Source organism: Rhizobium sp. 01N447_2, assembly GCF_056399245.1.
Genome location: NZ_JBFTQY010000079.1, coordinates 19,832 through 44,581, shown reverse-complemented (window position 1 = coordinate 44,581; position 24,750 = coordinate 19,832). Strand labels below are relative to the sequence as shown.

The following is a 24,750-nucleotide window of genomic DNA, read 5'->3' as shown; positions in this document are numbered from 1 at the left end:
CCGACCGAAGCCGCTAGAGAGAACGACAGAAAGAATTGCGCCTCCGCGGCGTCTTGAAGGAATAAGACTGCGTGTCCGAAAAAGTCGAAGCCAAGCCGAATGCCCTCTGGGAAAATATCAAAGTCATCATCCAGGCGCTGATTTTGGCGATGGTGATCCGTACGGTGCTGTTCCAGCCCTTTACCATTCCGTCCGGTTCGATGATGCCGACGCTGCTCGTCGGCGACTACATCTTCGTCAATAAGTTCGCTTACGGCTATTCGAAATATTCGCTGCCCTTCTCGCCTGACGTCTTCAGCGGCCGCCTGTTCGGCGCCGATCCGAAGCGTGGCGACATCGTCGTCTTCCGCTTCCCGCCAAACCCTGAGGTTGATTACATCAAGCGCTGTATCGGCCTGCCGGGTGACCATATCCAGGTTACCGACGGCGTGCTCTACGTTAACAGCAAGCCGGTTCCGAAGGTGGCGGACGGCAGCTTCACCTCGGATTACAAGCTTGATCCGGGTGCGGATGTGCCGGTGTTCCGCGAAACGCTCGACAACGGCAAGACCTATGACACGCTTGATCAGTCTCCGGTATCGCGCGGCGACAACACCCGCGAGTTCATCGTGCCGGAAGGCCACTATTTCATGATGGGCGATAACCGCGACAACTCGCTCGACAGCCGCTTTGACGTCGGCTTCGTGCCTGCGGAAAATCTTGTCGGCCGCGCCAGCGTCATCTTCTTCTCGCTCGGCAACGATACCTCCTTCCGCGAAATCTGGAAGTGGCCGACGAACATGCGTTGGGATCGCCTCTTCAAGGTTGTTGAATGAGTAAGGCGCAGACGCTTTCTGCGGCGGACCGCGCAAAGCTTGAAGGCCTGATCGGTCATGACTTCGCTGAAAAGGAGCGCCTGGATCGCGCGCTGACCCATGCCAGCGCCCGCACGGAAAAGGGCAGCAATTACGAACGGCTGGAATTCCTCGGCGACAGGGTCCTCGGGCTCTGCATCGCCGAGCTTCTGTTCCGCACTTTCGGCACGGCGGGAGAAGGCGAGCTCTCGGTTCGCCTCAACCAGCTCGTCAGTGCTGAAACCTGTGCCGCGGTCGCCGACGAGCTCAATCTTCACCTCTATATCCGCACCGGCGCCGATGTGAAGAAATTGACCGGCAAGCGCATGATGAACGTGCGCGCCGACGTCGTCGAAAGCCTGATCGCCGCGATCTATCTCGACGGCGGCCTCGAAGTTGCCCGCCGGTTCATTCTGCGTTACTGGCAGGGCAGGGCGGTGCGGGCCGATGGCGCCAAGCGCGACGCCAAGACCGAGCTGCAGGAATGGTCGCACGCGAAATTCGGCGTCACGCCGATCTACCGGGTTGATGAACGCAGTGGACCGGATCATGATCCGCGCTTCAAGGTGACGGTGGAAGTTGCTGGCATTAAGCCCGAAACCGGCGTAGAGCGGTCGAAGCGTGCCGCCGAACAGGTCGCGGCAACGAAGATGCTCGAGCGCGAAGGCATTTGGCAGCAATCGTCTGCCGGAAACTGACGGGACAATGACACAAGAAGAAGATATCGCGGCCGAAGCTGCCGCAGAAACCAATGGTCCGACGCATTCGGGCTTCGTCGCGCTGATCGGGCCGACCAATGCCGGCAAGTCGACGCTGGTGAACCGCCTCGTCGGCGCCAAGGTCTCGATCGTCAGCCATAAGGTACAGACGACGCGGGCCATCGTTCGCGGCATCGCGATCCACGACAATGCCCAGATCGTCTTCATGGATACGCCCGGTATCTTCAAGCCGCGCCGCCGGCTTGACCGTGCCATGGTAACCTCGGCCTGGGGCGGTGCGAGGGATGCCGATTTGATCGTGCTGCTGATCGACAGCGAGCGCGGCCTGCGCGGCGATGCCGAAGCCATCCTCGAAGGCCTCAAGGAAGTCCGGCAACCGAAGATCCTGCTGCTCAACAAGATCGACCGCGTCAACCGCGAGGATCTGCTCGCACTGGCCGCTGCCGCCAACGAGAAGATCGCTTTCGAGCGCACATTCATGATATCAGCCGAAAATGGCTCCGGCTGCGACGACCTCATGGACTATCTGGCGAAAACGCTCCCGGAGGGGCCGTGGTACTATCCGGAAGACCAGATCTCCGATCTGCCGATGCGCCAGCTCGCCGCCGAGATCACCCGAGAGAAGCTGTTTCTGCGCCTGCATCAGGAGCTTCCCTATGCCTCGCATGTCGAAACGGAGAAGTGGGAAGAGCGCAAGGACGGCTCGGTGCGGATCGAGCAGGTGATCTATCTTGAGCGCGACAGCCAGAAGAAGATCGCGCTCGGCAAGGGTGGTGAAACCATCAAGGCGATCTCGACTGCGTCGCGTAAGGAATTGTCGGAGATCCTCGAACAGCCGGTCCATCTCTTCCTGTTCGTCAAGGTTCGCGAGAATTGGGGTGATGATCCCGAGCGGTTCCGCGAAATGGGTCTCGATTTTCCGAAATAAGCATGGCAAGGATGTCATCGGGTAGACGCTGGCCTCTGCTGGCGCGCCGGTTTTGCGACGGCAAGGGCAAGTATGGCGACGTCGAGACCCATCAATTCGTTCAAGACCCCATGCGAGCAATGTCCTTTGCGGCCGTTGCCGCATTTCAGGGAATTCAGTCGCGACGAGCTGGAATTCGTCTCGAGCTTCAAAAGGGGTGAGCTTGCCGTCGATGCCGGCTCCACCATCCTCGTCGAGGGAGCCCATAGCGCTCATCTCTTCACGGTGCTCTCCGGCTGGGGCTTCCGCTACAAGATGCTGGAGGACGGGCGTCGCCAGATTCTGAACTATATCATGCCGGGCGATCTGATCGGCCTGCAGGGAACCATCGCCGGCGAGATGCAGCACTCCGTCGAAGCGCTTTCACCCGTTTCGCTCTGTGTCTTCGAACGAGACAGGCTGATGACGCTTTACAACAAGCACGCCTCGCTCGCCTTCGACATTACCTGGATCGCCGCGCGCGAGGAGCGCATCCTGGATGAGCATCTCTTGAGCATCGGCCGCCGCACGGCGCTGGAAAGAGCAGCCTACCTGATCGCTTTCCTGTTTGAGCGCGGCCGGAAGCTCAACATCTTCAACGGCCGCAAATTTATCCCCATCACCCAGCAGCACATTGCCGACACACTCGGTCTCTCCATCGTTCACACCAACAAAACCTTGAAAAAGCTCAGCGAACGTGGGTTGATCCGCTGGCAGGAGCGCGGCTGCGAGGTGCTGAACGGCGAGGAATTGATGGTCATCGCCGGCTGGGAAGGGCTTGGAGAGGGCAAACGCCCGTTCATCTAAAGCGCGTCGCGATCTTTTAGATTCGCTCCTGGCGCTTCAGGTCTTCGTTTTACGCATGTCGTTGTCGCAAAACCGCTGCACACTTTTGCGCGACATGCTTTAGCCAAGCAGCCTGGTTATGTCTTTTTTAAATGCAGATTAGCAGCAGGGAAAATAAGGTCAGCCGACATCTTTCCTCCGATTTTGATTCTTATCGACCGGGCAGAAAAATGGTTTATTCAGAAAAGGTGGCGGAATTCACCGATAGCGTGCCATGCGGGGCACCGGAGGGCAATGATGTTGGCGAAATGGCCGGGGCGCTGCGACAAGTGCCCGACGAGGGGCATGGAATCATGAGCGCAACCCRTGTTCTGGTTCTTGAAGACAGTCTGATCATCGCGATGGAGGCGGAAGATATTTTGCGCCTGGCAGGTGTCGAGAGCATCGATATCGTCGGCAGTTTGGAACAGGCGAGGGCTGCCATCGCTGCGGAGAAATATGATTTCGCCCTTCTCGACGTCAATCTCGGCGAGGGCATGAGCTTCGGATTTGCCCGCCATCTTCTCGATATCGGCATCCCCTTCGGCTTCGTCAGCGGCTATTCCGATACAGGCGATTTCCCGGCCGACCTGCAGCAAATACCGCTTCTGGTGAAACCGTTCGACGAAACGGCAATGCGTGAATTCCTGCAGAGGCTTTTCCCGGCTGTAGCCTGATGCGGTCCATGACAGAAGTGGTCCATGACAGAAACCGGGCCTTGGATTAGGATGGATTCGTCAGCCGCAGGGACTTCTTTCGATGCAATGGCAGGATCAGGCGATCATTCTGGGCGTCAAGCGCCACGGCGAGACGAGCGTCATTGCCGAGGTGATGACGCGTGATCGCGGCCGTCATCTCGGCCTGGTGCGTTCCGGCCGCTCGCGCGCCATGCAGCCGGTGCTGCAGGCGGGCAACGCCGTGGAGGTCATCTGGCGTGCCCGGCTTGACGAGCATCTCGGCGAATTCCGCGTCGAGCCCGTGACGCTGCGCGCCGCCCGCCTGATGGAAACGGCGACCGCCGTCTACGGAGTTCAGGCGATGGGCGCGTTGCTGCGGCTGCTGCCGGAGCGTGACCCGCATCCGCACCTCTTCGATGCGCTGGAGGTCATCCTCGATCACCTGCACAACCCGGCTGATGCCGGCGAACTCTTCGTACGCTTCGAGCTTGCGGTGCTGAATGATCTCGGCTTCGGCCTCGATCTCGCCGAATGCGCCGCGACCGGCGCCCGTTCCGATCTCGTCTATGTCTCGCCGAAATCCGGCCGCGCCGTCAGCCGCGCCGCGGGTGCGCCCTGGGCGGACAAAATGCTGCTCCTGCCGCCGTTCCTCAGCGTCGAAGGCAATCATGCGGCCGACTTCGATAGTCTCTCAGCCGCATTCCGTCTCACAGGGTTCTTTCTGCATCGCCATGTTTACGAGCCGCGCGGCATCGAGGCGGCAACTGCCCGCGACGGTTTCGTTCAGGCGGCGCTCAAGGCGCTTAATCCAGCCTTGCGGACGCTTTCCGGCCCGAATGGTATTTCCGCCTGACCTCGTTTTTTACGGGTGCAAAACATCCTCCGGATTTGGCGGTTTACCTGCCCATGAGCGCTTCCTATGTGTTCACAGGATTGCCAATCGAGGAGGACCTCATGCTGACCAAGACCGCATCACCGACGACGATCACGCTCTGGAACGGCCGCGAAATTCCGCGCCTCGGCATGGGATGCTGGGCGATCGGCGGCCCCTTCTTCGCCGGCGACACGCCGCTCGGCTGGGGCGATGTCAACGACGATGAATCCGTGGAGGCGATCCACCGTGCCATCGAACTCGGCATCCGCTTCTTCGACACGGCCTCGAACTATGGCGCCGGCCACTCGGAGGAGGTGCTCGGTCGGGCGATCGGCAATCGCGACGATATCGTCATCGCCACCAAGTTCGGCTTCGCCACAGATCCGGCTACCAAGCAGGCAACCGGCGCCTTCGCCGATGAGGCCTTCATCCGCCGTTCGGTCGAGACCTCGTTGCGCCGCCTCAAGCGCGAGCGCCTCGATCTCCTGCAGTTCCATCTCAATGATTTTCCGCTGGATCAATCGGATGCCGTCTTCGATACGCTGGAGGCGCTGCGCGCCGAAGGCAAGATCGACGCGTTCGGCTGGAGCACCGATTTTCCCGATCGCGCCGCCCGTCATACCGGCCGCCAGGGCTACGTCTCGGTCCAGCATACGATGAACGTCTTCGAGCCGGTGCCGGAGATGATTGCGGTGATCGAGGGGAAGGGGCTGATCTCCATCAATCGCGGTCCGCTGGCGATGGGTCTGCTCACCGGCAAGTTCACCGCTGACAAGGCAGTGGGYGCCAAGGATGTCCGCGGTGCTGCGCTCGAGTGGATGGTCTATTTCAAGGATGGCCGCATGGCCCCGGAATTCGCTGCAAGGCTCGATGCCGTCCGCGATCTCCTGACATCAGGCGGCCGCACGCTGACGCAGGGCGCGCTTGCCTGGCTCTGGGCACGCTCGCCGCGCACCCTTCCCATCCCGGGCTTCCGCACCGTCGCCCAGGTGGAGGAAAATGCCGGCGCGCTGGAGAAGGGACCCCTGTCGGCCGATGTCATGGCAGGCATCGACACCGCACTCGCGCGCGTGTGACGATTCTAGAGCGGTTCAGCTTTTCACGGAAGCGCAGAACCGCTCTAACTCTTTGTATTCACGCAATTCCGGACGGAAAACCGCTTCGCACTTTTCCTGGAATTGCTTCTATGCTGCGGCGCGACGCTTGAGCGCCCAGCCTTCCGGCCTCTCTTCAATGATGCTGACGGTGTCACCGATCGTGATCTTGCCACTGCCGCGTGGCGTGACGTTCCAGCCGAAGAGCGGGCCGGGCACGCGCCGGTCGGCCGACATGCGGATGCGGCCCATGGCCGGCATCGGGTTTGGTCCCTCGCGGGACCCGGTCAACTGGTCCTGAGTCGTCATGATGCAGCGGGAACAGGGTTTGACGAGATCAAAGCGGATGCCGGCGATCTCGATCGCCGCCCAGCGGTCCTCCGGCCAGGCTTCGTCCGTATCGATGACGACGTTCGGACGGAAGCGTTCCATGCCGACACTGCCTTCGCCATGGGCGGCGAGATCGGCATTCAATGCCTTCAGCGAGCCCGTCGTCGCCACCAGGATCTGGTAACCGTCGGTAAAGGTGACAGGCGTGCCTTCGCCAGCCCATTCGGCATTCGCCGTCCGCCGCGCCTGCCCGTCGAAGAAGACCAGCCGCACCTCGCGGCCAAGCCATTCGGAAAGCTGCCGGTTGCTCTCCGGATCGGCGACGGCGGCGCTGACGGCAGATTTCCAAACGATCACATCCATGCGGTTTTCAGGCTGAGGCGCTGCTACCGATATGTCCGTTTTCCCCTGCATCAGCAGCCGAAAGGCGCTTGCCTCCGGTCGCACCTCGATGCGCGCGAGATCTGGCAGTTCGCGTTGGGTGATGAAGTGACCCTGCGCATCGGTGATCATCGCCCGTCGGTCGCCGGGAAGTCCGTAACCGTCGATGTCGGCGGCCGGCAGCGCAATGCCGCGGGCGCTCTTGAGCGGGTAGATGAAGAGGTCGCTGACACGCATGTTGTGCTCCTAGATTTCGTCCATGAATTCCGAGAGGAAATCGCGCAGGCTTTTGTCACGCGCGGCCGCCAGCCTGCGGCCGGTCTCGGTCTGGAACCCTTCCGCCAGTTTGAACAGCTTCGTCTGGAAATGGTCAATGGCATAACGCTTGTCGTCGAGCGGGCGGTCCGCCGCCGCCGGGTCGAACGGATCGTAGAGCCCGGATCCCAGTCGCCCGGCGATATAGAAGCAGCGGGCGACGCCGACCATGCCGATCGCATCCAGCCGGTCGGCATCCTGCAGGATCTTCGCTTCCAGCGTCTGCGGCGTCACCCCGGCCGAGAAACTATGCGCGGTGATTGCGTGGGCTGCTGCTTCAATATCCGCCTCGCTCCAGCCGAGTTCTGCCAGGATCGCCGATGCCTTCTCCGCCGCCAAAGCCGATGCTCTTGCCCGCAGCGGCGAATTCTTCTCGACTGCGACGCAGTCATGCAGCAGCACGGAAGCGGCAAGCACCCGACCGTCGCCGCCTTCTCCCTCATGGATGCGCATGGCATTCCTGAAGACGCGCAGGATATGGGCAAGGTCGTGCGAGCCGTCGTCGCCATCGGCAGCATGCGCAATCAGCGCCGCGGCAAGCGTTTCGTGTGGGGAGAAAGCTTCAGCCGCGAACATAGCGCCACCTGTCATGAGGAAGATCGTTTTCCGCCGATAGGCATCGGCGCGGAATGGAATGCGGGCGGTAAAAGGATGCGACAACGAAGATCTCAGGAATCGCAGCCGATTTTGTAGCGGCTTGCCGTGCGAGTCGCAATCGAGGGGGATCTCAGTGCTTGGCTTCAGGAAGATGCGTCACGCCGCCGTTCGGCGGCAGGGAGAGAAGATGGGGCACGTCACGCGCCGGTCGCGGCGGACTGATGTGATAGCCCTGGATTTCGTCGCATTCCTCGCATTCGAGCAGCGCCAGTTGGGCGGCCGTCTCGACGCCCTCGACGGTGACGCGCATGCCGAGCGCATCGCCGAGCAGGATGATCGCGTGCATGATCGCATGCGCTTCCTTGTTGTCGACGATGTCGTTGACGAAGGACTTATCGATCTTGATCTTGTCGAAGGGGAAGCTCGAGAGATAGCTCAGTGAGGAATAGCCGGTTCCGAAATCGTCCATCGAGATGCGGATGCCGCGCTCCTTCAGCGCATGCAGGATCGGCAGCACGTCGCTCAGATTTTCCATCAGCACGCTCTCGGTGATTTCGAGTTCAAGCCGCGACGGCGACAGCGCCGCGGCGGCAAGCGCCTCGCTGACATCTTGCGTCAGGTCGCTGCTGCTGAATTGGATTGCCGAAACGTTGACGGCGATCTTGATGCCCTCCGGCCATTGCGCTGCATCGTTGCAGGCCCGGTGCAAAACCCAACGGCCGATATCAACGACAAGGCCGACCTCTTCGGCAAGCGGAATGAAATCCATCGGCGGAACGCGGCCTCGAGCTGGGTGGTTCCAACGGATCAACGCTTCGAAACCACAGATGCGCCGCTGCACGAGGTCATAAAGCGGCTGGTAGTGCAGCTCGAATTCTTCATTCTCAACGGCTGCTCTGAGGTCCGCCTCCAGCGCGTGGCGCAACTGGATCTGCGCTTCCATCTCGCTGGCGAAGAAACGTTCGCGTTTGCGCCCGTCCGCCTTGGCATGTGACAGCGCCACGCCGGCATTTTTCAACAGGATATCGGTTTCCTCGCCATCCTCAGGGGCGATTGCGATGCCCATGGAGACGCTGAGTTCCACCTGTTTTTCGCCGTGGAGGAATGGTTTGGAAAGCTCCCGGCGGATCCGCTCGGCAAGCGCCGTCACGTTCCGGGGCTGCTGCTTGCCCGTCTGCAGGATGGCGAATTCGTCCGAGCCGAGGCGCGCCAGGGTGTTTTCCGAACCGGCCGAGGCTCGGATGCGCTCGGCGACCTGCAGCAGGATCTTGTCGCCGGCCGAAACGCCCATCGTGTTGTTGATCGATTTGAACCGGTCGAGATTGAGGTGAACGAGGGCAATCTGCTGATCTGGCCTGCGCTCTGTGAGCGTCGCATCCACCTGCTCGCGGAAATGAATGCGATTCGGAAGGCCGGTGAGCGGGTCGTGGTGGGCGAGATAGGTGATGCGCTCGGCCGCCCTTCGATCCTCGGTAATATCGGCATGAATGGAAATGTTGCTGCCGTCGGAAAGGATAGTCACCATGCTCTGGATGATGCGGCCATCGTCCATCAACCATTCGCGCCGACGGAGACTACTGCTCCTTACGGTTGCGGAAGAATGTCGCCCGGCCCGCCGGCCGGGCTTGGTGCTGGCGCTCTCCGTGCCGCGCATTTTGGCCGTGAGATCGGCGATTGTCGCGCCGGCAATGACATCTTCGTCCGTCAGGTCGAAGAGCTGGCGGAAGCGGGTGTTGGAAAGCGTCAGCCGCTGGTCGGAGTCGAAGACGCTGAGACCGAGCGGCAGGTTGTTGAGGATGATTTCGAAGAGTTTTTTCTGTCCGTCGAACGCTTGGCTGAGGGCGGAAATATTGCCTGTCAGCGCATGGTTTTCCCTTAGCAGCGTTTCCGCGCTTCTCTCGATTTCGTCATAGTTGCTTTCATGGACGCGATAGGTCGCGATCACAAGATCCATCAGGCGCTGCGCATCGATCGATCCGTCGGCGGTGACGGCCTCGGTGCATTGCCGCCAGAAAAGCGCTTCAGCTTTCATGTGAATGCGTCTCGCGGGACGATAGCGGAGGGAAGCGTCCTCGTTTGATGAACGTGCCTCATTTCGCCGGACATAGAAGACCTTTCTAAAATGAATACAGAGATTGATATTGATGAGCTGGACGCCTGCTGGTGATGCGTGAATGCCCATTTTGTATGGGCCGGATTAATATTCGGTTGCAGTGCAGCAGAGACCTCGCTGCGTTAGGCGTCTGTTTTATATGTGAAAAATACCTGAAATACGGAGAAAAGCGGCCCCCTGATGCTGGCAGAGGCCTGCGCTCGAGCATTCCGTTAACTTTTGTCAATCATCGTTAATGAGAAGTTAACAACTTATTGACGCACTGCGCAAATCAGTTTAACCACCGAGTCAACAGTGATTTTCCAAGTTCGTATTGCGTACAAACACCACCGGCAAAATGCGGTGAATGGAGGTTTGTATGACCAGCACCACATCCGTTTCAGACACGTCATATGCATATCTGGCGACTCTTTCGCGTCTCGATGCTAATGGCGATGGCGTCCTCAGCCGCGGCGAACGTGCCGCCGATGAGAAGCCCGGCATCATCAAAGAGCTCCTCGACGAGGACAAGAACAGCGACACGCAGCCGAAATTTTCCGGCAGCCTGATCGCGCTGATGATGAACACGCGTGACAGTGCCACGGCAAGCAGCATCGCCGTTTCCTATCCATTACAGCAGACCGCGCCGGCGACAGGCGATCAGCCCGAGGATCTCTACCGCAAGACCTACGGCCAGTTCGATTTCGACGCGGTCGCCTGAACGGCGTCCCGATTCGGATGATCAAGCCGGCCGTTGGCCGGCTTTTCTCGTTACGTCTTCTTCGTTCGATCTTCCTCGGTCAGGAACACCTTCCGGTTTGACACGTTCAGAAGGACAACCGGACGGAAGGAGATCTCCATGAAAGCCATGCGCATTATCGCCGCCCTGAGCCTGCTTGCGGTTGCATTGCCGGCGGGCGCTCAGGACAAGCAGACGGCGGTCGCCAATTTCGTCGGCAAGGACGGCAAGGAGGACGGTCGCGCGCAACTGACGGCTGCCGCCACTGGCGGCGTCCTGATCGAAGTCGAGATATCGGGACTGCCGGTGAATAAATGGGTGGCCTTCCATGTTCATGAGACCGGCCGCTGCGACGCCGCGACCCATCACGAATCGGCGGGCGGCCACTTCAATCCTGAGAAGGCCGAGCACGGCATTCTTGCCGCCAAGGGTCCGCACGCCGGCGATATGCCCAATCAATATGTCGGGGAGGACGGCGTGCTGCGGGCACAGATCTTCGACAGCATGGTCACGCTCGACGGCAAGACCGACGGCATTCGCGGCCGCGCATTGATGGTTCACGCCAATTCGGATGATTACCGGAGCCAGCCTTCAGGCGATGCCGGGGAAAGACTGTCCTGCGGCGTCATCCAATAGCCTACGGCATAATTCCTTAAATCGGAATCGATTGAAGGACAAAACTATGCAGCAATTCAAAGTGTACAGTGTCGCGAGTCTTCAAAAAGACCCCGCGGCGCTGCAATGTCTTACTGCCGCGTCGGCATCGGCTTTACGGCAGCCGCCTTACCGTTGGACTTTTTTTCCGGCGCGGCATCTGAATCATCCGGCACAGCGTTAGGATTGTCGTCGAAGGCAAGTTTCACGCGCTTCACCATGTCACGGCTGACCAGCCACCAATCACCTGTCTTTGCCCAGTAGCGCAGCGCTACGGAGATCGTGCCGTCACCAAGGCTGTCGATGAAGACGCTGGGGGCCGGTGACGTCAGCACCCTGGAATCGGCTTTGGCAAGGTTCATCAGCGTCTCCATCGCCAGATCGATGTCATCCGCATAGGCGACGCTGATTTTCAGCTCGTTCCGCCGGGTAGGCTCGCGGGTGAAATTGGTAATGGGCGTATTCCAGAGCGTCGAATTCGGCGCCAAACGGTAGAGCCCGTCGCCGGTTTTGAGCTCGGTTGCAAACAATCCGATTTCGCGCACCGTGCCGGCCACGCTGCTGGTCTCGATATATTCGCCGACGCGGAAAGGCCTGAGGATCAGCAGCATAATGCCGGCGGCGATATTCTGCAGCGTCCCTTGCAGCGCCAGTCCGATCGCCAGGCCTGCTGCGCCGAGGGTTGCGATGATCGAAGCGGTCTGGACGCCGAATTGACCGAGGACGGTGATGAACACCAGGATGAGCAGCGCATAGCGCAGCACATTGGTGAAGAACCGGGCCAGCGTCTCGTCGATGCCATGAACCCGCGACAGACCTTCATAGGCCCAGCGGCTGGTAAAACCGGCCAGCGCCCAGCCAAGAACGAGCAGGATCACCGCCCCGAGGACGGAGAAGGAATATTGCACCGCAAGCGCGCTTGCCTGGCTGAGTGCCGATTGCGTGGCGAGGAGGACATCGGCTGCTTGTTGTTCCATGATCTGGCCCTGTCGATTGTACGTGGTCGGGGGCTAGATGGAGCGGCTGGAGGCAGCGTCAACCACCAACGGCGTCCCGGATCGCAAGCACCAAGGGCGCATTGCCGTCGGCATCCGCACCGCGTCCGATTGCCCGCACCGCCGCGACCAGCCGGCCGCCGCGGCCGAGCAACGCGTCACCGATCTCGATCAGTCGGGCATTCGGCGTCGCGAAAGGTGAGGCGGTTCGGAGCCGGCGGGCAAGCGTTTCCTCGCTCTGATCCGGTGCGAGCGACAGCGCGGCGATGAGGGCTGCCGCCGGTGACCGCGACACGCCCATCCAGCAATGGATGAGCAGCGGCGTCTCCTGTCGCCACGATGCGGCAAAGTCGATAATTGCTCGCACATGCGTCTCGTCAGGCGCCACGAGATCGCCGGTGCCTTTGAAGACGATGTCGTTCATGCCAAGCGTCAGATGACGTTCGGCCGCGATCACGCCGGGTCGGTGAAAGGCCTGCTCCTTGGCGATCAGGCTGATCATATCGCGCGCCTTATGGCGCACCGCCATTTCGGCAATGCGCGACAGCGGCGAGACGACGATAAAGGTCACGACACCATCTCCCGCTCGGCCTCGATCGCCGCGAAGCGCTCGCAGAACAATCGCTGCGCCTCGATCGCCGGCAGGGGCTCGATCATCAGCATGTCCTTGCTGATGCCGCGTGGCTGGCCGAAGAATTTCTGCGCCTCGGCGGGGGTGAAGCCGGCGAGCACCGTCGCCTCGAAATAGGCAGCGATCGTGTCGGCCTTCTTGATCCGGTCTTTGAGATCGCGCGAGGGATGCGGCGGCAGGCCGAAGCGCAGGTGCACGGCGGCTTCGAGCCGCTTTTCTACCGTCTTGTAGCCGCCGCCGACCACCGATTTGAACGGCGATATCATATCGCCGATCACATATTCGGGTGCGTCGTGCAACAGCGCCATCAGGCACTCCTGCGGCCGCGCATCGTTGAAGCGGCGAAAAATATCCTCGACGACGAGACTGTGCTGAGCCACCGAAAAAGCATGATCGCCGGAGGTCTGGCCGTTCCAGCGGGCCACGCGCGCAAGCCCATGAGCGATGTCGGCGAGTTCGACGTCGAGCGGCGAGGGGTCGAGCAGGTCGAGCCTGCGCCCGGACAGCATGCGTTGCCAGGCACGCGGCGCTTTCGTCGTTGTCACGCGCTGGCCTCGTCGGCGCTGGCGGGAAAGACAAGGCCGGACCATGCCGGCAGGATGAGAGAAACAGGCGTTTCTCCGGCCAGCAGAGGCGTGCCTGCGGCCATCGCCGCGCCGGCGCGGTCGATGCGCACGATCGCAAGTCCACTACCGCCTTCGACCGAACCGAGCGTTCCCACCGGCTTGCCGGCGGCGGTGATCTCCGTCCCTGTCTCCGGCAAGGCTGTTGCGGCGGACACCGTGACGACGCGCCGGCGCGCGGTGCCGCGGTGCTGCATGCGCGAGACGACCTCCTGGCCGACATAGCAGCCTTTCCTGAAGGAGAGCCCACCGTTGAAATCCATCAGCACGTCATGCGGGAAGGCGTCCTGCAGGGCGAAGTCCGATCCTGATGTGACGATGCCGTGGCTGATTCGCAGCGCGTCGTAGAGCGCTTCTTTGCCATCACCAAGTTTGCCGGGCCGGCGGATCAGCGTGATGCCCGCCTTGGTGAAGCGGCTGTCCCGGACGCCCTGGCTGCCCCGGACGCCTTGGCTGTCCTCGGCATCCTCGCCCCAGCAAACGGTGACGCCCTCTTCGGTGCTTGGCGCAAGTGTGACGGCGGCGCGCAGCTTGTACATCGTCAACCGCTTCAGCAGGCTGTCGCGCTGGCCGGCATCGGTTTCGATCATGTAACCGTCGCCGTCCTGCCAGATCATGAAATCGAACAGGATCTTGCCCTGCGGCGTCAAGAGTGCCCCGGGCCGCGCCTCGTCGGGCCCAAGCGAGGTGATATCGGTGGTGATCAGGTTTTGCAGGAAGGGTTGGGCTTCCGCGCCGCTGACGAAGAGCAATGAGCGGTCTTTCAGGAATACGGCTGGCATGGCGGAACCTGTCGCGTTGGTCATCGCTCAGAGGTATGTCTTCATGAGCTGGATCGCAAGCGCCATGCGAGACGTGAAAGGCGCAGCCAAGACGGGTGTCAGTCGCCCGCCGTGAAGAATTTCCATTTGCCCTCAGGCGTGATGCCGAGGCGATAGAAATTGTATCCGCCGAATTCCTGCATGTCGGAGAGATCGCCGGCCGTGACGATGCGCAGCAGCTCGACGCGCTCCGGCGGGGTCAGCGACTTCAGGTCCTTTTCGGCAAAATAGGGCCAGACATACATGTCGTCTGCTGTGCCCTGGCCGACATGCACGAAGCCGGTCGAGATGATGTCGAGCATGATGGCAAGGATCTCGTCGCCGTCGGGATCGCCCGATAGATCCTTCAGCGTGCCGATAGGATCGTCGGTCGGCTCGCCCACAGTCACCTGCGTCTGGTCGGCGCCGGTACCCATCAGCGGTCGCAGCCGCTCGAGATCGCCGGACGCGGCCGCCTCGACGATCTGCTCGCGCATCTTGCGAACCGGCTCTGGCACCTTGCTGATGTCGTAGATTACCTCGACGGGCTTGGAACTGTCCTGAGCGCCCGGCGTCTTGTCGGCACCCTGATTGTTCTGGCTGTTGACCAGCGGATCGGCCATGGGGACGCCGGGAGTGGTCTGCGGCTGGCTCTGTCCCTGAGCGCTTCCTTGCGCGGGCGGCGTGTCGTTGGCCGCCTGGCCGGGGATCTTGTGCAGTTCGGAAAGCGCGTAGGCTGCCGGCGCAAGGAAAACATTGCCGGCGGCGAGGCTGAACGCAAGCAGCACCGGCGCGAGCGAAATTCGCGAAACTTTCTCTTTACCGGTGTGCATCAAACTCTCTGATAACAATTATTGCAGGGTGCGGTTCGCGGAGAATTCGCCGGCAAGCATGCGCTCACGCAGCGAATCCAGCAGGGCTTCGGCGCTCTTTTCACCATGCAATCTGATCGTCTCGCGCAGCGCATGTGCAATGGCGGCATCAGCGATGATTTCAGGCTCGATACCGTCGGCCATGCCATCGGCCCAAGCCTCGTTCTGGTACTCCAGAGCTGCCTGCATCTTTTCGTGGACGATCATGTCGTCGATGTCGTTGAGGCTTGCTTCCATTGTCTTTTCCTCAGAACTTCTCATGTCTTACTGCACCGTTAACAACACTAACAGCCTTTTCCCAAAACGACACGTCCGCATGCGAAAACAGGTTAATTAAACGTCAATTTCCAAAGCGCGAGGTAATTTCTGTGGCAAGTGTTGCACCTTCGTTACGGTAGCGCTCTTCTGCCACGATGGCCGCCGGGGTGCAATCCGTATAGACCGAGGCGAAGGCGCGATAGCCGCGATTGAAYGCCGCTGTGAGCTTTTCCTTGCGCAACTGCTCGTTGCCGGTCTCCGAATCGAGCAGCTGCTGCATGCCGTTTCGCCACTCGTCGCCACCCGCTGCCTTGCAGAGCGTTCTCAGATAATGCACCGAACCCAGCACCTCGGCGAACCGTGCCAGCTTGTCGTCATAGGGCACGCTCACGATCGGCGGCGCAATCTGCTCCTCCTGTGGAGGCGGCGTATTCTTGCCCTGCGCCATCGTGGGGCCGGCGAGCACGAGCAGGGACAGGAAAACGCGTCGAACGGGAATCATGCTCGTAGTTGATACGCTCAGCATGACAGCAACAAGGCGTGCTTCAAAGTTTCCACGTCTATTCGCCGCCCGCCAGCCGCTCAGCGCATTCGAGCACGCTCTGCGGTACGGGCAATTGCCGGATTTCCTCCACCGTGTACCAGCCGAGGCCTGCCGCATCGTCGGCGGCTTCTGCCACCGCGTCCCGATCCGCATCGACGCGAAAGACCGACAGCAGGAAATGGCTCTTGACGCTGCCGTCGGCCGCATGCGTCTTCAGGTCGTAGGTCGAAAACAGCCGCGGATTCCGTGCCGAAATGCCGGTCTCTTCATGGAATTCGCGCAATGCCGTTTGCTCCGGCGTTTCGCCAGGCTCGGCGCGCCCGCCGGGAAAGGCGTACATGTCGGCGGAAGGCGGGTTGCGGCGCAACACGAGGAGGAATCGTCCGTCGCGTTCGAGAATGGCGGCGGAGGCGGCTCTGGCGGTCATCGGGGCCTGCTCTTGCTGTGATCGCCCATCTTATCGGATGAAGAGTGCGACGGAGATTCGGCTCTGGCTGTGGCTGGTCGAGAGCCGCGTGCCGGATCGTTACGATATCGGCGGCGCGCTGATCTGCCTTGCCGGCGCCAGCCTCATCCTCTTCGCACCGAGAGGCTGAGGCGCCTTGACCGGACACGAGCCGGGTGTAAAGACAGGCCGATGTGTGGACGTTTCGCCCTGACAAGCTCCAGCGCCGACCTGAGCGACTTCTTCTCCGGTCTCGATCTCGACGATTTTCCGGCGCGCTACAACATCGCGCCGACGCAACCGATCCTCGTCGTCATATCCGGCGAGGGCAGGGAGCAGGGCAGCAACTTGGCCGACCGGCGCGCCGTGCTCGTGCGCTGGGGCCTCACGCCGGGCTGGGTCAAGGATCCGAGAGATTTTCCGCTGCTGATCAACGCGCGCTCCGAAACCGCGATTGGCAAGGCTTCCTTCCGCGCCGCCATGCGTCATCGTCGCGTGCTCATTCCGGCCTCCGGTTTCTATGAATGGCATCGCTCGTCCAAGGAAAGCGGCGAGCGGCCGCGGGCCTACTGGATCAGGCCGCGCCAGGGTGGGGTCATCGCCTTTGCCGGGCTGATGGAGACATGGTCTTCGGCCGACGGCTCCGAGGTCGATACCGGCGCGATCCTGACGACATCAGCCAATTCAGCCATATCGGCGATCCACGATCGCATGCCAGTCGTCATCAAGCCCGAAGATTTCTCGCGCTGGCTCGATTGCAAGACGCAGGAGCCACGCGAGGTGGTCGACCTGATGCAGCCCGTTCAGGACGATTTCTTCGAGGCCGTCCCGGTCTCCGACAAGGTCAACAAGGTCGCCAATATGGGTCCCGACCTGCAAGAGCCGGTCGTCATCGAAAAGCCGCTGAAGGCGCCCGAGAAGCAAAAGCCGGACGACGGCCAGCTCAGCTTCTTCTGAACACTATCCGCCGCACCAGCAGGCCCGTCGGCGACCTATCGGCGCCGACATCTCACATAAGCGGCGGCGATGCGTCGCTTCGTCCATCAGGTTTTTCAGGTTGTGCTTATGTCGCCAGTGCGTTGTCGGGAGATTTCCGGCGATCGCCTCGTCATTCACTTCCTCAGCGGTGCCTAACGCATGCAACCCGAAAGCACGCATGATTCCAATGTGAAGCCTCTTGCCTCAAGCGGATTTCTTGACGCTGGTCGGCCTATGCTTCGCCATCAGCGATGCTGCGGCAACAGCCTTCAGGCCGACGGGGCGATAGTTTGCGGCGAGGTCTGGCTTGGCCGCCTGCTGTTCGCTGGTACTACTCTTCTTCGAAGTCACGATACTCTCCTTGCGTGGTTCTTCCCTGGGTGTTTTATAGTTTGATGTTTCGTCACGAATAGCGACAAAATGGGGGCGTCGCTTATCAGGATTTGTAAACGCGCACCATAATTCGCGAGGCTTAACTGAAGCCTACGTTGGTTAAAACTTACTGAAGAGAGTAGTTCCAATAAAAGTGCGAAAGCGGTTTTCTGGGGAAAAGCGCGGAACAGTTTTCACCCGGATAAGCGCACGGTTTCTCCGGGGAAAACGCATGCTTTTCCCGGGGATCCGTCAGAACGAAGGGAGAGAAACATTTCCGTCATTTAAAGCATGTCGCGCAAAAGTGTGCAGCGGTTTTGCGACAACGACATGCGTAAAAACAAAGAGCTAAAGCGCGAGGGCGAATCTGAAAGATCGCGACGCGCTTTAGAGAAATCCGGAAATGCTCGGTGATCAGATGTGCCGGCCGATATCGTCGTCGCCGATGCCCGGCTCCTCGATCGTCAGCGTTCCGTATTTCCGCTGCCATTTCCGCGCGCCGAAGGGAAGCGATAGGAGGTAGGCGGCAACGGTGAAGACCATCACCTCCCAGGTGTAGCTCATTAGCAGAGCCACATAGAGCACGACGCCAAGCATCATCGGCAGCACGAGATCGCGCCGCAAGCGGTTGCCTTCCGATTTGCCTGACCAGACCGGCAGCCGGCTGATCAGCAGGAAGGCGATGAGCACGGTGTAGATCGACGAGAGATAGGCGAAGGTGCGGTCCGTCGCCAGCCCGAGGAAGCCGAGATAGACCGGCAGCAGCACCAGCATGGCGCCGGCCGGCGCCGGCACGCCGACGAAATATTCCGATTGCCAGCTCGCCTTGTTTTCGCGTTCGGCCATGACGTTGAAACGGGCAAGGCGAAGCCCGGCGGCGATCGCATAGATCAGGGCGGCGATCCAGCCGAGCGAGCGCGCCTGGTCGAGCGCGAAGACATAAACGACGAGGGCGGGTGCGACGCCGAAATTGACGATGTCGGCAAGCGAATCCATCTGCGCGCCGAATTTGGAAGTCGCCTTCATCAGCCGTGCCACACGCCCGTCGATGCCGTCGAGGAAGGCGGCGAGCAGCACCATGGAGACGGCGAGTTCGTAACGATTCTCGAAAGCCAGCCGGATGCCGGTMAGCCCGGCGCAGATCGCCAGAATGGTGATGAGGTTCGGAAAGACGAGCCGGAGCGGGATTTCGCGCAGACGCGGGCCGCGGGCGGAATCATCCGGCCCATTGGGCTCGAAAGGCGGAAAAGGCGTTTCCATATCGCGTTCCAATCGTTCCTAAAGCAATTCCAGCAAACCTGCGCAGCGGTCACTTCCGTGAAAGCTGAACCGCTTTAGCTGCGGCGGCTGATGACGGGACCCTTGGCGGAGGCGAATTCGGCGATGACGGTTTCTCCTGCAACCGCCGTCTGGCCGAGCGAGACGCGTGGCGCAGCACCGGCGGGCAGGAATACGTCGAGCCGCGAGCCGAAACGGATCAGCCCGAAACGCTCGCCGGCATCCACCGGCTCGTTGGGGTTTGCCCAGCAGAGGATGCGCCGCGCCACGAGGCCGGCGATCTGCACGACGCCGATCTGGCCGTGGCGGGTTTCGATCACCAGTCCATTGCGCTCATTGTCCTCGCTCGCCTTGTCGAGTTCGGCGTTGACGAAGCTGCCGGAGCGGTAGTTGATGCTGACGATGCGCCCGCGCATCGGCGCCCGGTTCACATGGCAATTGAAGACGTTCATGAAGACCGAGATGCGCAGCATCGGCTCGGAGCCGAGGTTGAGCTCTGCCGGAGCGGTCACCATCTGGATCGCCGAGACCTTGCCGTCGGCGGGAGAGATCACCAGATCGTCGTCCTGCGGGGTCACGCGCTCGGGATCGCGGAAAAAATAGGCGCACCAGAGCGTGAAGATCATGCCGATCCAGAAGAGCGGCTTGAAGATCCAGCCCAAGACAAGCGACGCGACGAAGAAGGCGGCAACGAAGGGATAACCCTCCTTGTGCACGGGGACGATCGTGTTGCGAACCGTGTTGAACAGGCTCATGGCTGCCGGTCTCCTTGCGTTTCCATTTTTGCTGGTTAGCGAAAAACCGTCTCCGGGGCAATGCTGCGGCCTCGGCCCTGGTTCCCACGCCGGGGTTCTGAACAACAAAAGCCGGCAGGCGTCGGTCTCCCGGCTCAGCTTGCCGGAGCAAGCCGAGTTATGACCCCCAGGTCGTCGCTTTCGCGCACCTGCTTCAGATGTTCTTCGGCCTGCGTCGCCTCGCGCTGGCGGTTCCACATCGAGGCATAAAGGCCGTTTCTTTCGAGGAGGGCGGCATGTGTTCCACGCTCGGCAATCTCGCCGCTTTTGAGCACGATGATTTCATCGGCGCTGATGACAGTCGAAAGCCGGTGGGCGATGACCAGCGTCGTGCGGTTCTTCGAAACCAGGTCGAGTGCCTCCTGGATTTCCCGTTCCGTCGTCGTGTCGAGCGCCGACGTCGCCTCGTCGAGGATCAGGATCGGTGGCGCCTTGAGGATGGTGCGGGCGATCGCCACCCGCTGCTTCTCGCCGCCCGAAAGCTTCAGCCCGCGCTCGCCGACCTTGGTTTCGAAACCCTCGGGCAGCGTTTCGATGAAATGCGCGATCTGCGCCACCTCGGCAGCGRCAAAGACTTCGCCGTCGCTGGCCGATGTGCGGCCGTAGCGGATGTTGTAGGCGACCGTGTCGTTGAAGAGCACGGTATCCTGCGGCACCATGCCGATCACCGAGCGCAGGCTCTTCTGCGTCACCGTGCGGATATCCTGACCGTCGACGCTGATTGCGCCGCTCTGGATATCGTAGAAACGATAAAGCAGGCGCGACAGCGTCGATTTGCCCGCACCCGACGGACCGACGACGGCGACCGTCTTGCCGGCCGGCACCTCGAAGGAAATGCCCTTCAGGATCGGACGGGCCGCATCATAGGCGAAGTGTACGTCCTTGAAGGAGATCGCGCCCTGGCCGATCCGAAGTTCGGTCGCATCGGGCGCGTCTTTGACTTCGGTCTGCACTTCAAGCAAATCGAACATCTGCTCGATGTCGGTCAGCCCCTGGCGGATTTCGCGATAGACGAAGCCGATGAAATTGAGCGGTACGGAAAGCTGCAGCAGCATCGAATTGACGAAGACGAAATCGCCGACCGTCTGCTCACCGCGCTGCACGGCCAACGCCGACAGCACCAGCATGATGGTCGTGCCGATGCCGAAGATGACGCCTTGGCCGAAATTCAGCCAGCCGAGCGAGGTCCAGACATCGGTCGCCGCCTTCTCATAGCGTTCCATCGATTTGTCGAAACGCTTTGCCTCCATCTCCTCATTGCCGAAATATTTGACGGTCTCGAAATTGAGGAGGGAGTCGATCGCCTTGGTGTTGGCGTCGGTATCGCTGTCGTTCATCGACCGGCGGATGGCGATGCGCCAGTCGGATGCGCGGATCGTGAACCAGATATAGGCCCAGACGGTAAAGGCGGTAACGGCGAGATAGGAGAAGCCGTAGCCCCACCAGAAGATCACTGCCGTCAGCAGGAATTCGATGACGGTCGGGACGGAGTTGAGGATCGTGAAGCGCACGATCGTCTCGATACCCTTGGTGCCGCGCTCGATGATGCGGGAGAGACCGCCGGTCTTGCGCTCCAGATGGAAGCGCAGCGACAGTTCGTGCATGTGCACGAAGGTCCTGTAGGCGAGCTGGCGCACTGCATGTTGTCCGACGCTGGCAAAGAGCGCGTCGCGCAGCTGGTTGAGGCCGAGCTGGATCAGCCGGGTGATGTTATAGGCGATGACAAGCGCGATGGCGCCGGCCAGCAGCGGCGGCACGGAGCCGGCAAGATCCATCCTGCCGTTCAGCGCATCGGTCGACCATTTGAAGAAATAGGGGACGAGCAGCAGGACGAACTTGGAGATCAGCAGAAAGACCGAAGCCCAGACGACGCGCATCTTGAGGTCTGGCCGGCCGGCCGGCCACATATAGGGCCAGAGGTTGAGAAGCGTCTGCGGCAGGTTGGAATCCGAGACTGTCTTGCCGTTTGCCATGATTGTCTCCAGCCCGGATGGGCTTGCCGCGATTCGATGCCGGCAAGAGCGCGGAACCGGGACGTGCCTGAAAGCGCTTCCCACAACCCGCAGCCGCCACCGCCAGATAGGGTGCCGGGCGGACGAATACAACAATTGCTGGGGTAAGGAAACGACGAGGCCGGGCGCTTATCCCGCCCGGTCTTGCCGTGTTGTTTTGCAGCTTAGAGATGYTGGCCGGACATGCGCTTGCGGTGCAGCTCTTCGGCATTCGGCAGTACATCCTTCGGCAGGCCGAAAATCTGGCCAGGGCGGATGCGATCGGGATTGATGATCTTGTCCTCGTTGGCGATGTAGATTGTCGTGTAGCGAACGCCGAGACCATAGGTGCGGCGCGAGATCTGCCACAGCGTGTCGCCGCGGCGAATGATAACCGCTGCGTTGTTTGCCGTCAGCGGCGCCTGTTCGATCGTCTTCGGCTGGTTGCTTCCGACATCGTTTGCGGACGGCGCTGCCGGCGCGGGTGCCACGGCGAGTTCGGCGATCATCGCGCCGAGCCTGTCGAGTGCGCTGCCCACGGATTTCGCATCCTTCGGCAGGCCCTGCAGCAGTTTCAGCGCGTTGCCGGCGATCTGAGAGGCGGAGCCTGACGTCTGCTTGAAGACATCAGGCGCATCGGCCGCAGGGCGGAAATCGGCGACGGAGCGCAGAGCGAATTCCGTTGCCGAGCGCGCCGCGGCGAGCTGCTCGGCGCCTGGCAGCTTGCCATCGGCAAACAGRCCCTTCAGCAGGCCGAAGGCCTTGCCGACTTCGGCTTTGAGTTTGTCGAGCTCGCCTTCGTCGAGCGGCACCATCGAGGGAGCGCTGTTCGTGTCGGCGGGTACCGATTGTGCGGCGACCCTCACCTGGTCGCCGGCTGGGCGATTGAAATTCACCGCCGCGCGCACGATCACCTTGCCTGCGGGATCAACGACATCGACGCGGATCTTGTGGTCGCCGACCGAGAGCGCCACCACGCCGTCGATGACGAAGTGGCCGTCGGAGCCGGCGGTATCCTGGCCGACGAGGCTGTCGTCGGCATAACCGATAACCTTGGCGTTGGGGCGCGTCGTGCCGGCAATAAAGATCTTGTTGCCCTCGATTTCGACGGCATTGACCATCACATCGGGCACATTCGCCTTATCCGATGGCGTAGCTGCGCCGGCGGAGGAGGTGTCGGTGAGGTTCGGCGCCTGCAGCGCCAGCTCGCCGGTTGGTGCAACTGTTGCGGCAGGCGCAGCCGAGCTTTCGCCCGTTGCCGGCTTGTCCGCAGGCGGGGCCATCGGATTGGAGGCATCGGCAACTTCGGTTCCGGCCTTCGGCGCGGTGATGATGCGGCTCGCCGCACCGGGTTTGGAGACCATGGCGAGCAGATTGGCGCCATTGCCGTCCTTCGGCACGGAAATGGTCGCGACTTCTTCGGAAAGCGTGCTCTTGCCGTCCTTGCCCGTGAACTTGAGCACGAGCTGGTGGTCGCCGGCCGGAAGCGGATCGTCGAGGACGGCAGCAAAATCGCCGCTCGCATCGACATTGGCCGTCGTCACCACCTTCTCGCCGTCGAGCACCTCGAGCTTGCCGTTCGGTTCGGCGGAGCCGGCGATCACCGTCGAGCCGTCGGGCTCGACGCGCAATACGTCGAAGGCCGGAAGTTTCGGGCCGGTATTCTCCGCTGCCGTGTTCGCCGCAGGGGCGGTCTCCGGCGCACCGGTCAGAGCAGCCTCTGCCTTGGCGATCGCGGCAAGCGCATCGGCAATGTTCTCAGGCAGCGATTGGACGATGGCGAGCGCCTTCGCGCCGCCGTCCTTGGCCTTGGCGGCAAGGGTCTGGGTCGCGGGATCGAGGCCCTCGGGAATAGTGAAGCCGGCAAGTGCGGTCAGCGCGTTGACGGCCTTGGTCTTGGCGGCAGTGAAAACATCGATGGCCGGGCCTTTGCCGTCCGCAAACAGCGCCTTGAGCTCGCTGAGCGATACGCCGGCATCGGCCGAAAGGCGACCGACCTGATCGGCGACCGCAGCCGCATCGCCCACAGCGGAGCGCGATGTCTTTGACGCCTCGTTAACCGTGTTCTTGAGCTCCGTGCTCGCCTGGTTGATGGCGTCGCCGACCTTGGTTGCATCGCCGCCGATACGCGGCATGACGACAAACACCATCAGTAGGATTGCGATTGCGAGGACTGCAAGAGCCAGCAAGCCGGCACGGTTCTTCATCATTATGTCTCCCAGAGCGGCAATTTGCCGTAATACCCAAAATTGCTAGCGATTCCCGTTGCTTTCCACAAGCATTCAAAGCAATTAGGCAAGCTAGGCACGCTGCTTTTCAGTCAATTTTCTTGACTGCATTGAAATGGAATAGTTGTTTTGCCCTCATGACCGAACAATCTGTATCGATTCGATCCATCTGCGTTTACTGCGGCTCCAGGCCGGGACGCGATCCTTCCCACATGGCGGCCGGGCGTGCTCTCGGAAGAGAGATCGCCGAATACGGCCTGCGCCTCGTCTATGGCGGGGGTACCAAAGGCATCATGGGCGCGGTTGCCAGCGGCGTGCTTTCAGGCGGCGGTCAGGTCACGGGCATCATTCCCGAATTCCTGATCGATATGGAAGCGACTCGCCACTCGCTCGGTCAGCTGAACGAACTCATTGTAACCCCTGACATGCATGCGCGCAAACACACCATGTTCGAGCGCTCCGATGCCTTCGTCGCGCTGCCCGGCGGCATCGGTACGCTGGAGGAGATCGTCGAGATCATGACTTGGGCGCAGCTCGGCCGCCACGAGAAGCCGATGGTCTTCGCCAACGTCAACGGTTTCTGGGATCCGATGATGGAACTGATGCGCCATATGACCGAAGAAGGCTTCCTGCACACCGCCCACCGGGTGCAGCCACTCGTCGTCGACGAGATCTCCGGCATCATTCCGGCGATCATGGCCCAGGCAGCCCAGCTCGCCGCCGATCGTGACGGCGAGGACGAGGTGATTTCGAAGATGTAGGGATGCAATGCATGTCGCCCAAAAGTGTCCAGCGGTTTTGGGACAAAGACATGCATAAAACAAAGACCTAAAGCGCGTCGCATGAATCCGATTCGACGTGGCGC

Annotated in this window: 27 protein-coding genes and 1 pseudogene; 12 read left to right on the top strand and 16 right to left on the bottom strand. The window is 61.2% G+C overall.

Annotated features, from left to right (window positions below):
• The first annotated feature begins 71 nt into the window (after positions 1 to 71).
• From lepB to AC1ECN_RS32715, 7 genes are all read left to right on the top strand, one after another.
• Positions 72 to 815 carry a signal peptidase I gene (lepB, locus tag AC1ECN_RS32745; RefSeq protein ID WP_018070604.1) on the top strand — a complete coding sequence of 248 codons (744 nt, stop codon included), beginning with the start codon at positions 72 to 74 and terminating at the stop codon, positions 813 to 815.
• A complete protein-coding gene (gene rnc, locus AC1ECN_RS32740) occupies positions 812 to 1,531 on the top strand; it encodes a ribonuclease III (RefSeq protein WP_018070603.1) in 720 nt (239 codons plus the stop codon). The genes lepB and rnc overlap by 4 nt, the downstream gene beginning before the upstream one ends.
• Positions 1,532 to 1,538: 7 nt before the next feature.
• A complete protein-coding gene (gene era, locus AC1ECN_RS32735) occupies positions 1,539 to 2,480 on the top strand; it encodes a GTPase Era (protein WP_018070602.1) in 942 nt (313 codons plus the stop codon).
• Positions 2,481 to 2,552: 72 nt separating this feature from the next.
• A complete protein-coding gene (locus tag AC1ECN_RS32730; RefSeq protein ID WP_018070601.1) occupies positions 2,553 to 3,305 on the top strand; it encodes a Crp/Fnr family transcriptional regulator in 753 nt (250 codons plus the stop codon).
• 209 nt (positions 3,306 to 3,514) lie between these two features.
• Positions 3,515 to 4,000, top strand: coding sequence for a response regulator (locus AC1ECN_RS32725; RefSeq protein WP_477955297.1), 486 nt, complete (start codon positions 3,515 to 3,517; stop codon positions 3,998 to 4,000).
• An 82-nt stretch (positions 4,001 to 4,082) separates the two neighbouring features.
• Complete coding sequence (gene recO, locus AC1ECN_RS32720; RefSeq protein WP_018070599.1) at positions 4,083 to 4,853, top strand: DNA repair protein RecO; 771 nt, start codon at positions 4,083 to 4,085, stop codon at positions 4,851 to 4,853.
• Positions 4,854 to 4,954: 101 nt separating this feature from the next.
• The gene (locus AC1ECN_RS32715) at positions 4,955 to 5,950 is read left to right on the top strand and encodes an aldo/keto reductase (protein WP_130655097.1); all 996 of its coding nucleotides are present in this window, start codon (positions 4,955 to 4,957) and stop codon (positions 5,948 to 5,950) included.
• A 108-nt stretch (positions 5,951 to 6,058) separates the two neighbouring features.
• Here the strand turns inward: AC1ECN_RS32715 and AC1ECN_RS32710 are convergent, their stop codons facing one another.
• The 3 genes from AC1ECN_RS32710 to AC1ECN_RS32700 form a co-directional block, all read right to left on the bottom strand.
• Complete coding sequence (locus tag AC1ECN_RS32710) at positions 6,059 to 6,916, bottom strand: MOSC domain-containing protein (protein WP_130664365.1); 858 nt, start codon at positions 6,914 to 6,916, stop codon at positions 6,059 to 6,061.
• A 9-nt stretch (positions 6,917 to 6,925) separates the two neighbouring features.
• Positions 6,926 to 7,585 (bottom strand): HD domain-containing protein, encoded by a 660-nt coding sequence (locus tag AC1ECN_RS32705; protein ID WP_024321234.1) that lies wholly within the window; start codon positions 7,583 to 7,585, stop codon positions 6,926 to 6,928.
• Positions 7,586 to 7,721: 136 nt separating this feature from the next.
• On the bottom strand, positions 7,722 to 9,623 hold the full coding sequence (locus AC1ECN_RS32700; RefSeq protein WP_130672318.1) for a putative bifunctional diguanylate cyclase/phosphodiesterase: 1,902 nt from the start codon (positions 9,621 to 9,623) through the stop codon (positions 7,722 to 7,724).
• A gap of 427 nt (positions 9,624 to 10,050) precedes the next feature.
• Between AC1ECN_RS32700 and AC1ECN_RS32695 the strand changes: the two genes are divergently transcribed.
• Positions 10,051 to 10,404, top strand: coding sequence for a hypothetical protein (locus AC1ECN_RS32695; protein WP_477955293.1), 354 nt, complete (start codon positions 10,051 to 10,053; stop codon positions 10,402 to 10,404).
• Positions 10,405 to 10,542: 138 nt separating this feature from the next.
• Complete coding sequence (locus AC1ECN_RS32690) at positions 10,543 to 11,058, top strand: superoxide dismutase family protein (protein ID WP_130672319.1); 516 nt, start codon at positions 10,543 to 10,545, stop codon at positions 11,056 to 11,058.
• Between the two features lie 110 nt (positions 11,059 to 11,168).
• On the opposite strand, the gene AC1ECN_RS32685 is transcribed toward AC1ECN_RS32690, so the two are convergent.
• The 8 genes from AC1ECN_RS32685 to AC1ECN_RS32650 form a co-directional block, all read right to left on the bottom strand.
• Positions 11,169 to 12,053 carry a mechanosensitive ion channel family protein gene (locus AC1ECN_RS32685; RefSeq protein ID WP_130661307.1) on the bottom strand — a complete coding sequence of 295 codons (885 nt, stop codon included), beginning with the start codon at positions 12,051 to 12,053 and terminating at the stop codon, positions 11,169 to 11,171.
• 58 nt (positions 12,054 to 12,111) lie between these two features.
• Entirely contained in the window at positions 12,112 to 12,642 is a 531-nt protein-coding gene (locus AC1ECN_RS32680; protein ID WP_477955291.1) for a tyrosine phosphatase family protein, read from the bottom strand.
• Positions 12,639 to 13,247, bottom strand: coding sequence for a YfbR-like 5'-deoxynucleotidase (locus AC1ECN_RS32675; RefSeq protein WP_018070590.1), 609 nt, complete (start codon positions 13,245 to 13,247; stop codon positions 12,639 to 12,641). The genes AC1ECN_RS32680 and AC1ECN_RS32675 overlap by 4 nt, the downstream gene beginning before the upstream one ends.
• Positions 13,244 to 14,107: a CAF17-like 4Fe-4S cluster assembly/insertion protein YgfZ gene (ygfZ, locus tag AC1ECN_RS32670; protein ID WP_130655103.1), complete on the bottom strand. Its 864-nt coding sequence runs from the start codon at positions 14,105 to 14,107 to the stop codon at positions 13,244 to 13,246. Before ygfZ ends, AC1ECN_RS32675 begins: the two co-directional genes overlap by 4 nt.
• Positions 14,108 to 14,205: 98 nt before the next feature.
• Positions 14,206 to 14,958 (bottom strand): hypothetical protein, encoded by a 753-nt coding sequence (locus AC1ECN_RS32665; protein WP_130661308.1) that lies wholly within the window; start codon positions 14,956 to 14,958, stop codon positions 14,206 to 14,208.
• Between the two features lie 18 nt (positions 14,959 to 14,976).
• Entirely contained in the window at positions 14,977 to 15,234 is a 258-nt protein-coding gene (locus AC1ECN_RS32660) for a hypothetical protein (protein ID WP_003546972.1), read from the bottom strand.
• A gap of 103 nt (positions 15,235 to 15,337) precedes the next feature.
• Complete coding sequence (locus AC1ECN_RS32655; RefSeq protein ID WP_018070587.1) at positions 15,338 to 15,781, bottom strand: TIGR02301 family protein; 444 nt, start codon at positions 15,779 to 15,781, stop codon at positions 15,338 to 15,340.
• A gap of 34 nt (positions 15,782 to 15,815) precedes the next feature.
• Positions 15,816 to 16,226, bottom strand: a complete 411-nt coding sequence (locus AC1ECN_RS32650) for an NUDIX hydrolase (protein ID WP_130661309.1) — start codon at positions 16,224 to 16,226, stop codon at positions 15,816 to 15,818.
• A 61-nt stretch (positions 16,227 to 16,287) separates the two neighbouring features.
• Here AC1ECN_RS32650 and AC1ECN_RS32645 point away from each other — a divergent pair.
• Both AC1ECN_RS32645 and AC1ECN_RS32640 read left to right on the top strand, forming a co-directional pair.
• Positions 16,288 to 16,395: pseudogene (locus AC1ECN_RS32645) on the top strand (YnfA family protein); the annotation flags it as partial.
• 41 nt (positions 16,396 to 16,436) lie between these two features.
• Positions 16,437 to 17,201, top strand: a complete 765-nt coding sequence (locus tag AC1ECN_RS32640; RefSeq protein WP_130672320.1) for an SOS response-associated peptidase — start codon at positions 16,437 to 16,439, stop codon at positions 17,199 to 17,201.
• 225 nt (positions 17,202 to 17,426) lie between these two features.
• Here AC1ECN_RS32640 and AC1ECN_RS32635 read toward each other — a convergent pair whose 3' ends face one another.
• The 5 genes from AC1ECN_RS32635 to AC1ECN_RS32615 all read right to left on the bottom strand — a co-directional run bounded on the left by AC1ECN_RS32635 (position 17,427) and on the right by AC1ECN_RS32615 (position 23,867).
• Positions 17,427 to 17,573 (bottom strand): hypothetical protein, encoded by a 147-nt coding sequence (locus AC1ECN_RS32635; RefSeq protein ID WP_018070583.1) that lies wholly within the window; start codon positions 17,571 to 17,573, stop codon positions 17,427 to 17,429.
• Between the two features lie 435 nt (positions 17,574 to 18,008).
• On the bottom strand, positions 18,009 to 18,854 hold the full coding sequence (gene pssA / locus AC1ECN_RS32630) for a CDP-diacylglycerol--serine O-phosphatidyltransferase (protein ID WP_024321223.1): 846 nt from the start codon (positions 18,852 to 18,854) through the stop codon (positions 18,009 to 18,011).
• Positions 18,855 to 18,928: 74 nt separating this feature from the next.
• Entirely contained in the window at positions 18,929 to 19,627 is a 699-nt protein-coding gene (locus tag AC1ECN_RS32625; protein WP_477955285.1) for a phosphatidylserine decarboxylase, read from the bottom strand.
• 134 nt (positions 19,628 to 19,761) lie between these two features.
• Entirely contained in the window at positions 19,762 to 21,639 is a 1,878-nt protein-coding gene (locus tag AC1ECN_RS32620; RefSeq protein WP_477955284.1) for an ABCB family ABC transporter ATP-binding protein/permease, read from the bottom strand.
• A gap of 203 nt (positions 21,640 to 21,842) precedes the next feature.
• Complete coding sequence (locus tag AC1ECN_RS32615) at positions 21,843 to 23,867, bottom strand: LysM peptidoglycan-binding domain-containing protein (protein WP_018070580.1); 2,025 nt, start codon at positions 23,865 to 23,867, stop codon at positions 21,843 to 21,845.
• 155 nt (positions 23,868 to 24,022) lie between these two features.
• Between AC1ECN_RS32615 and AC1ECN_RS32610 the strand changes: the two genes are divergently transcribed.
• Complete coding sequence (locus tag AC1ECN_RS32610; protein ID WP_003558142.1) at positions 24,023 to 24,646, top strand: LOG family protein; 624 nt, start codon at positions 24,023 to 24,025, stop codon at positions 24,644 to 24,646.
• Positions 24,647 to 24,750 lie beyond the last annotated feature (104 nt).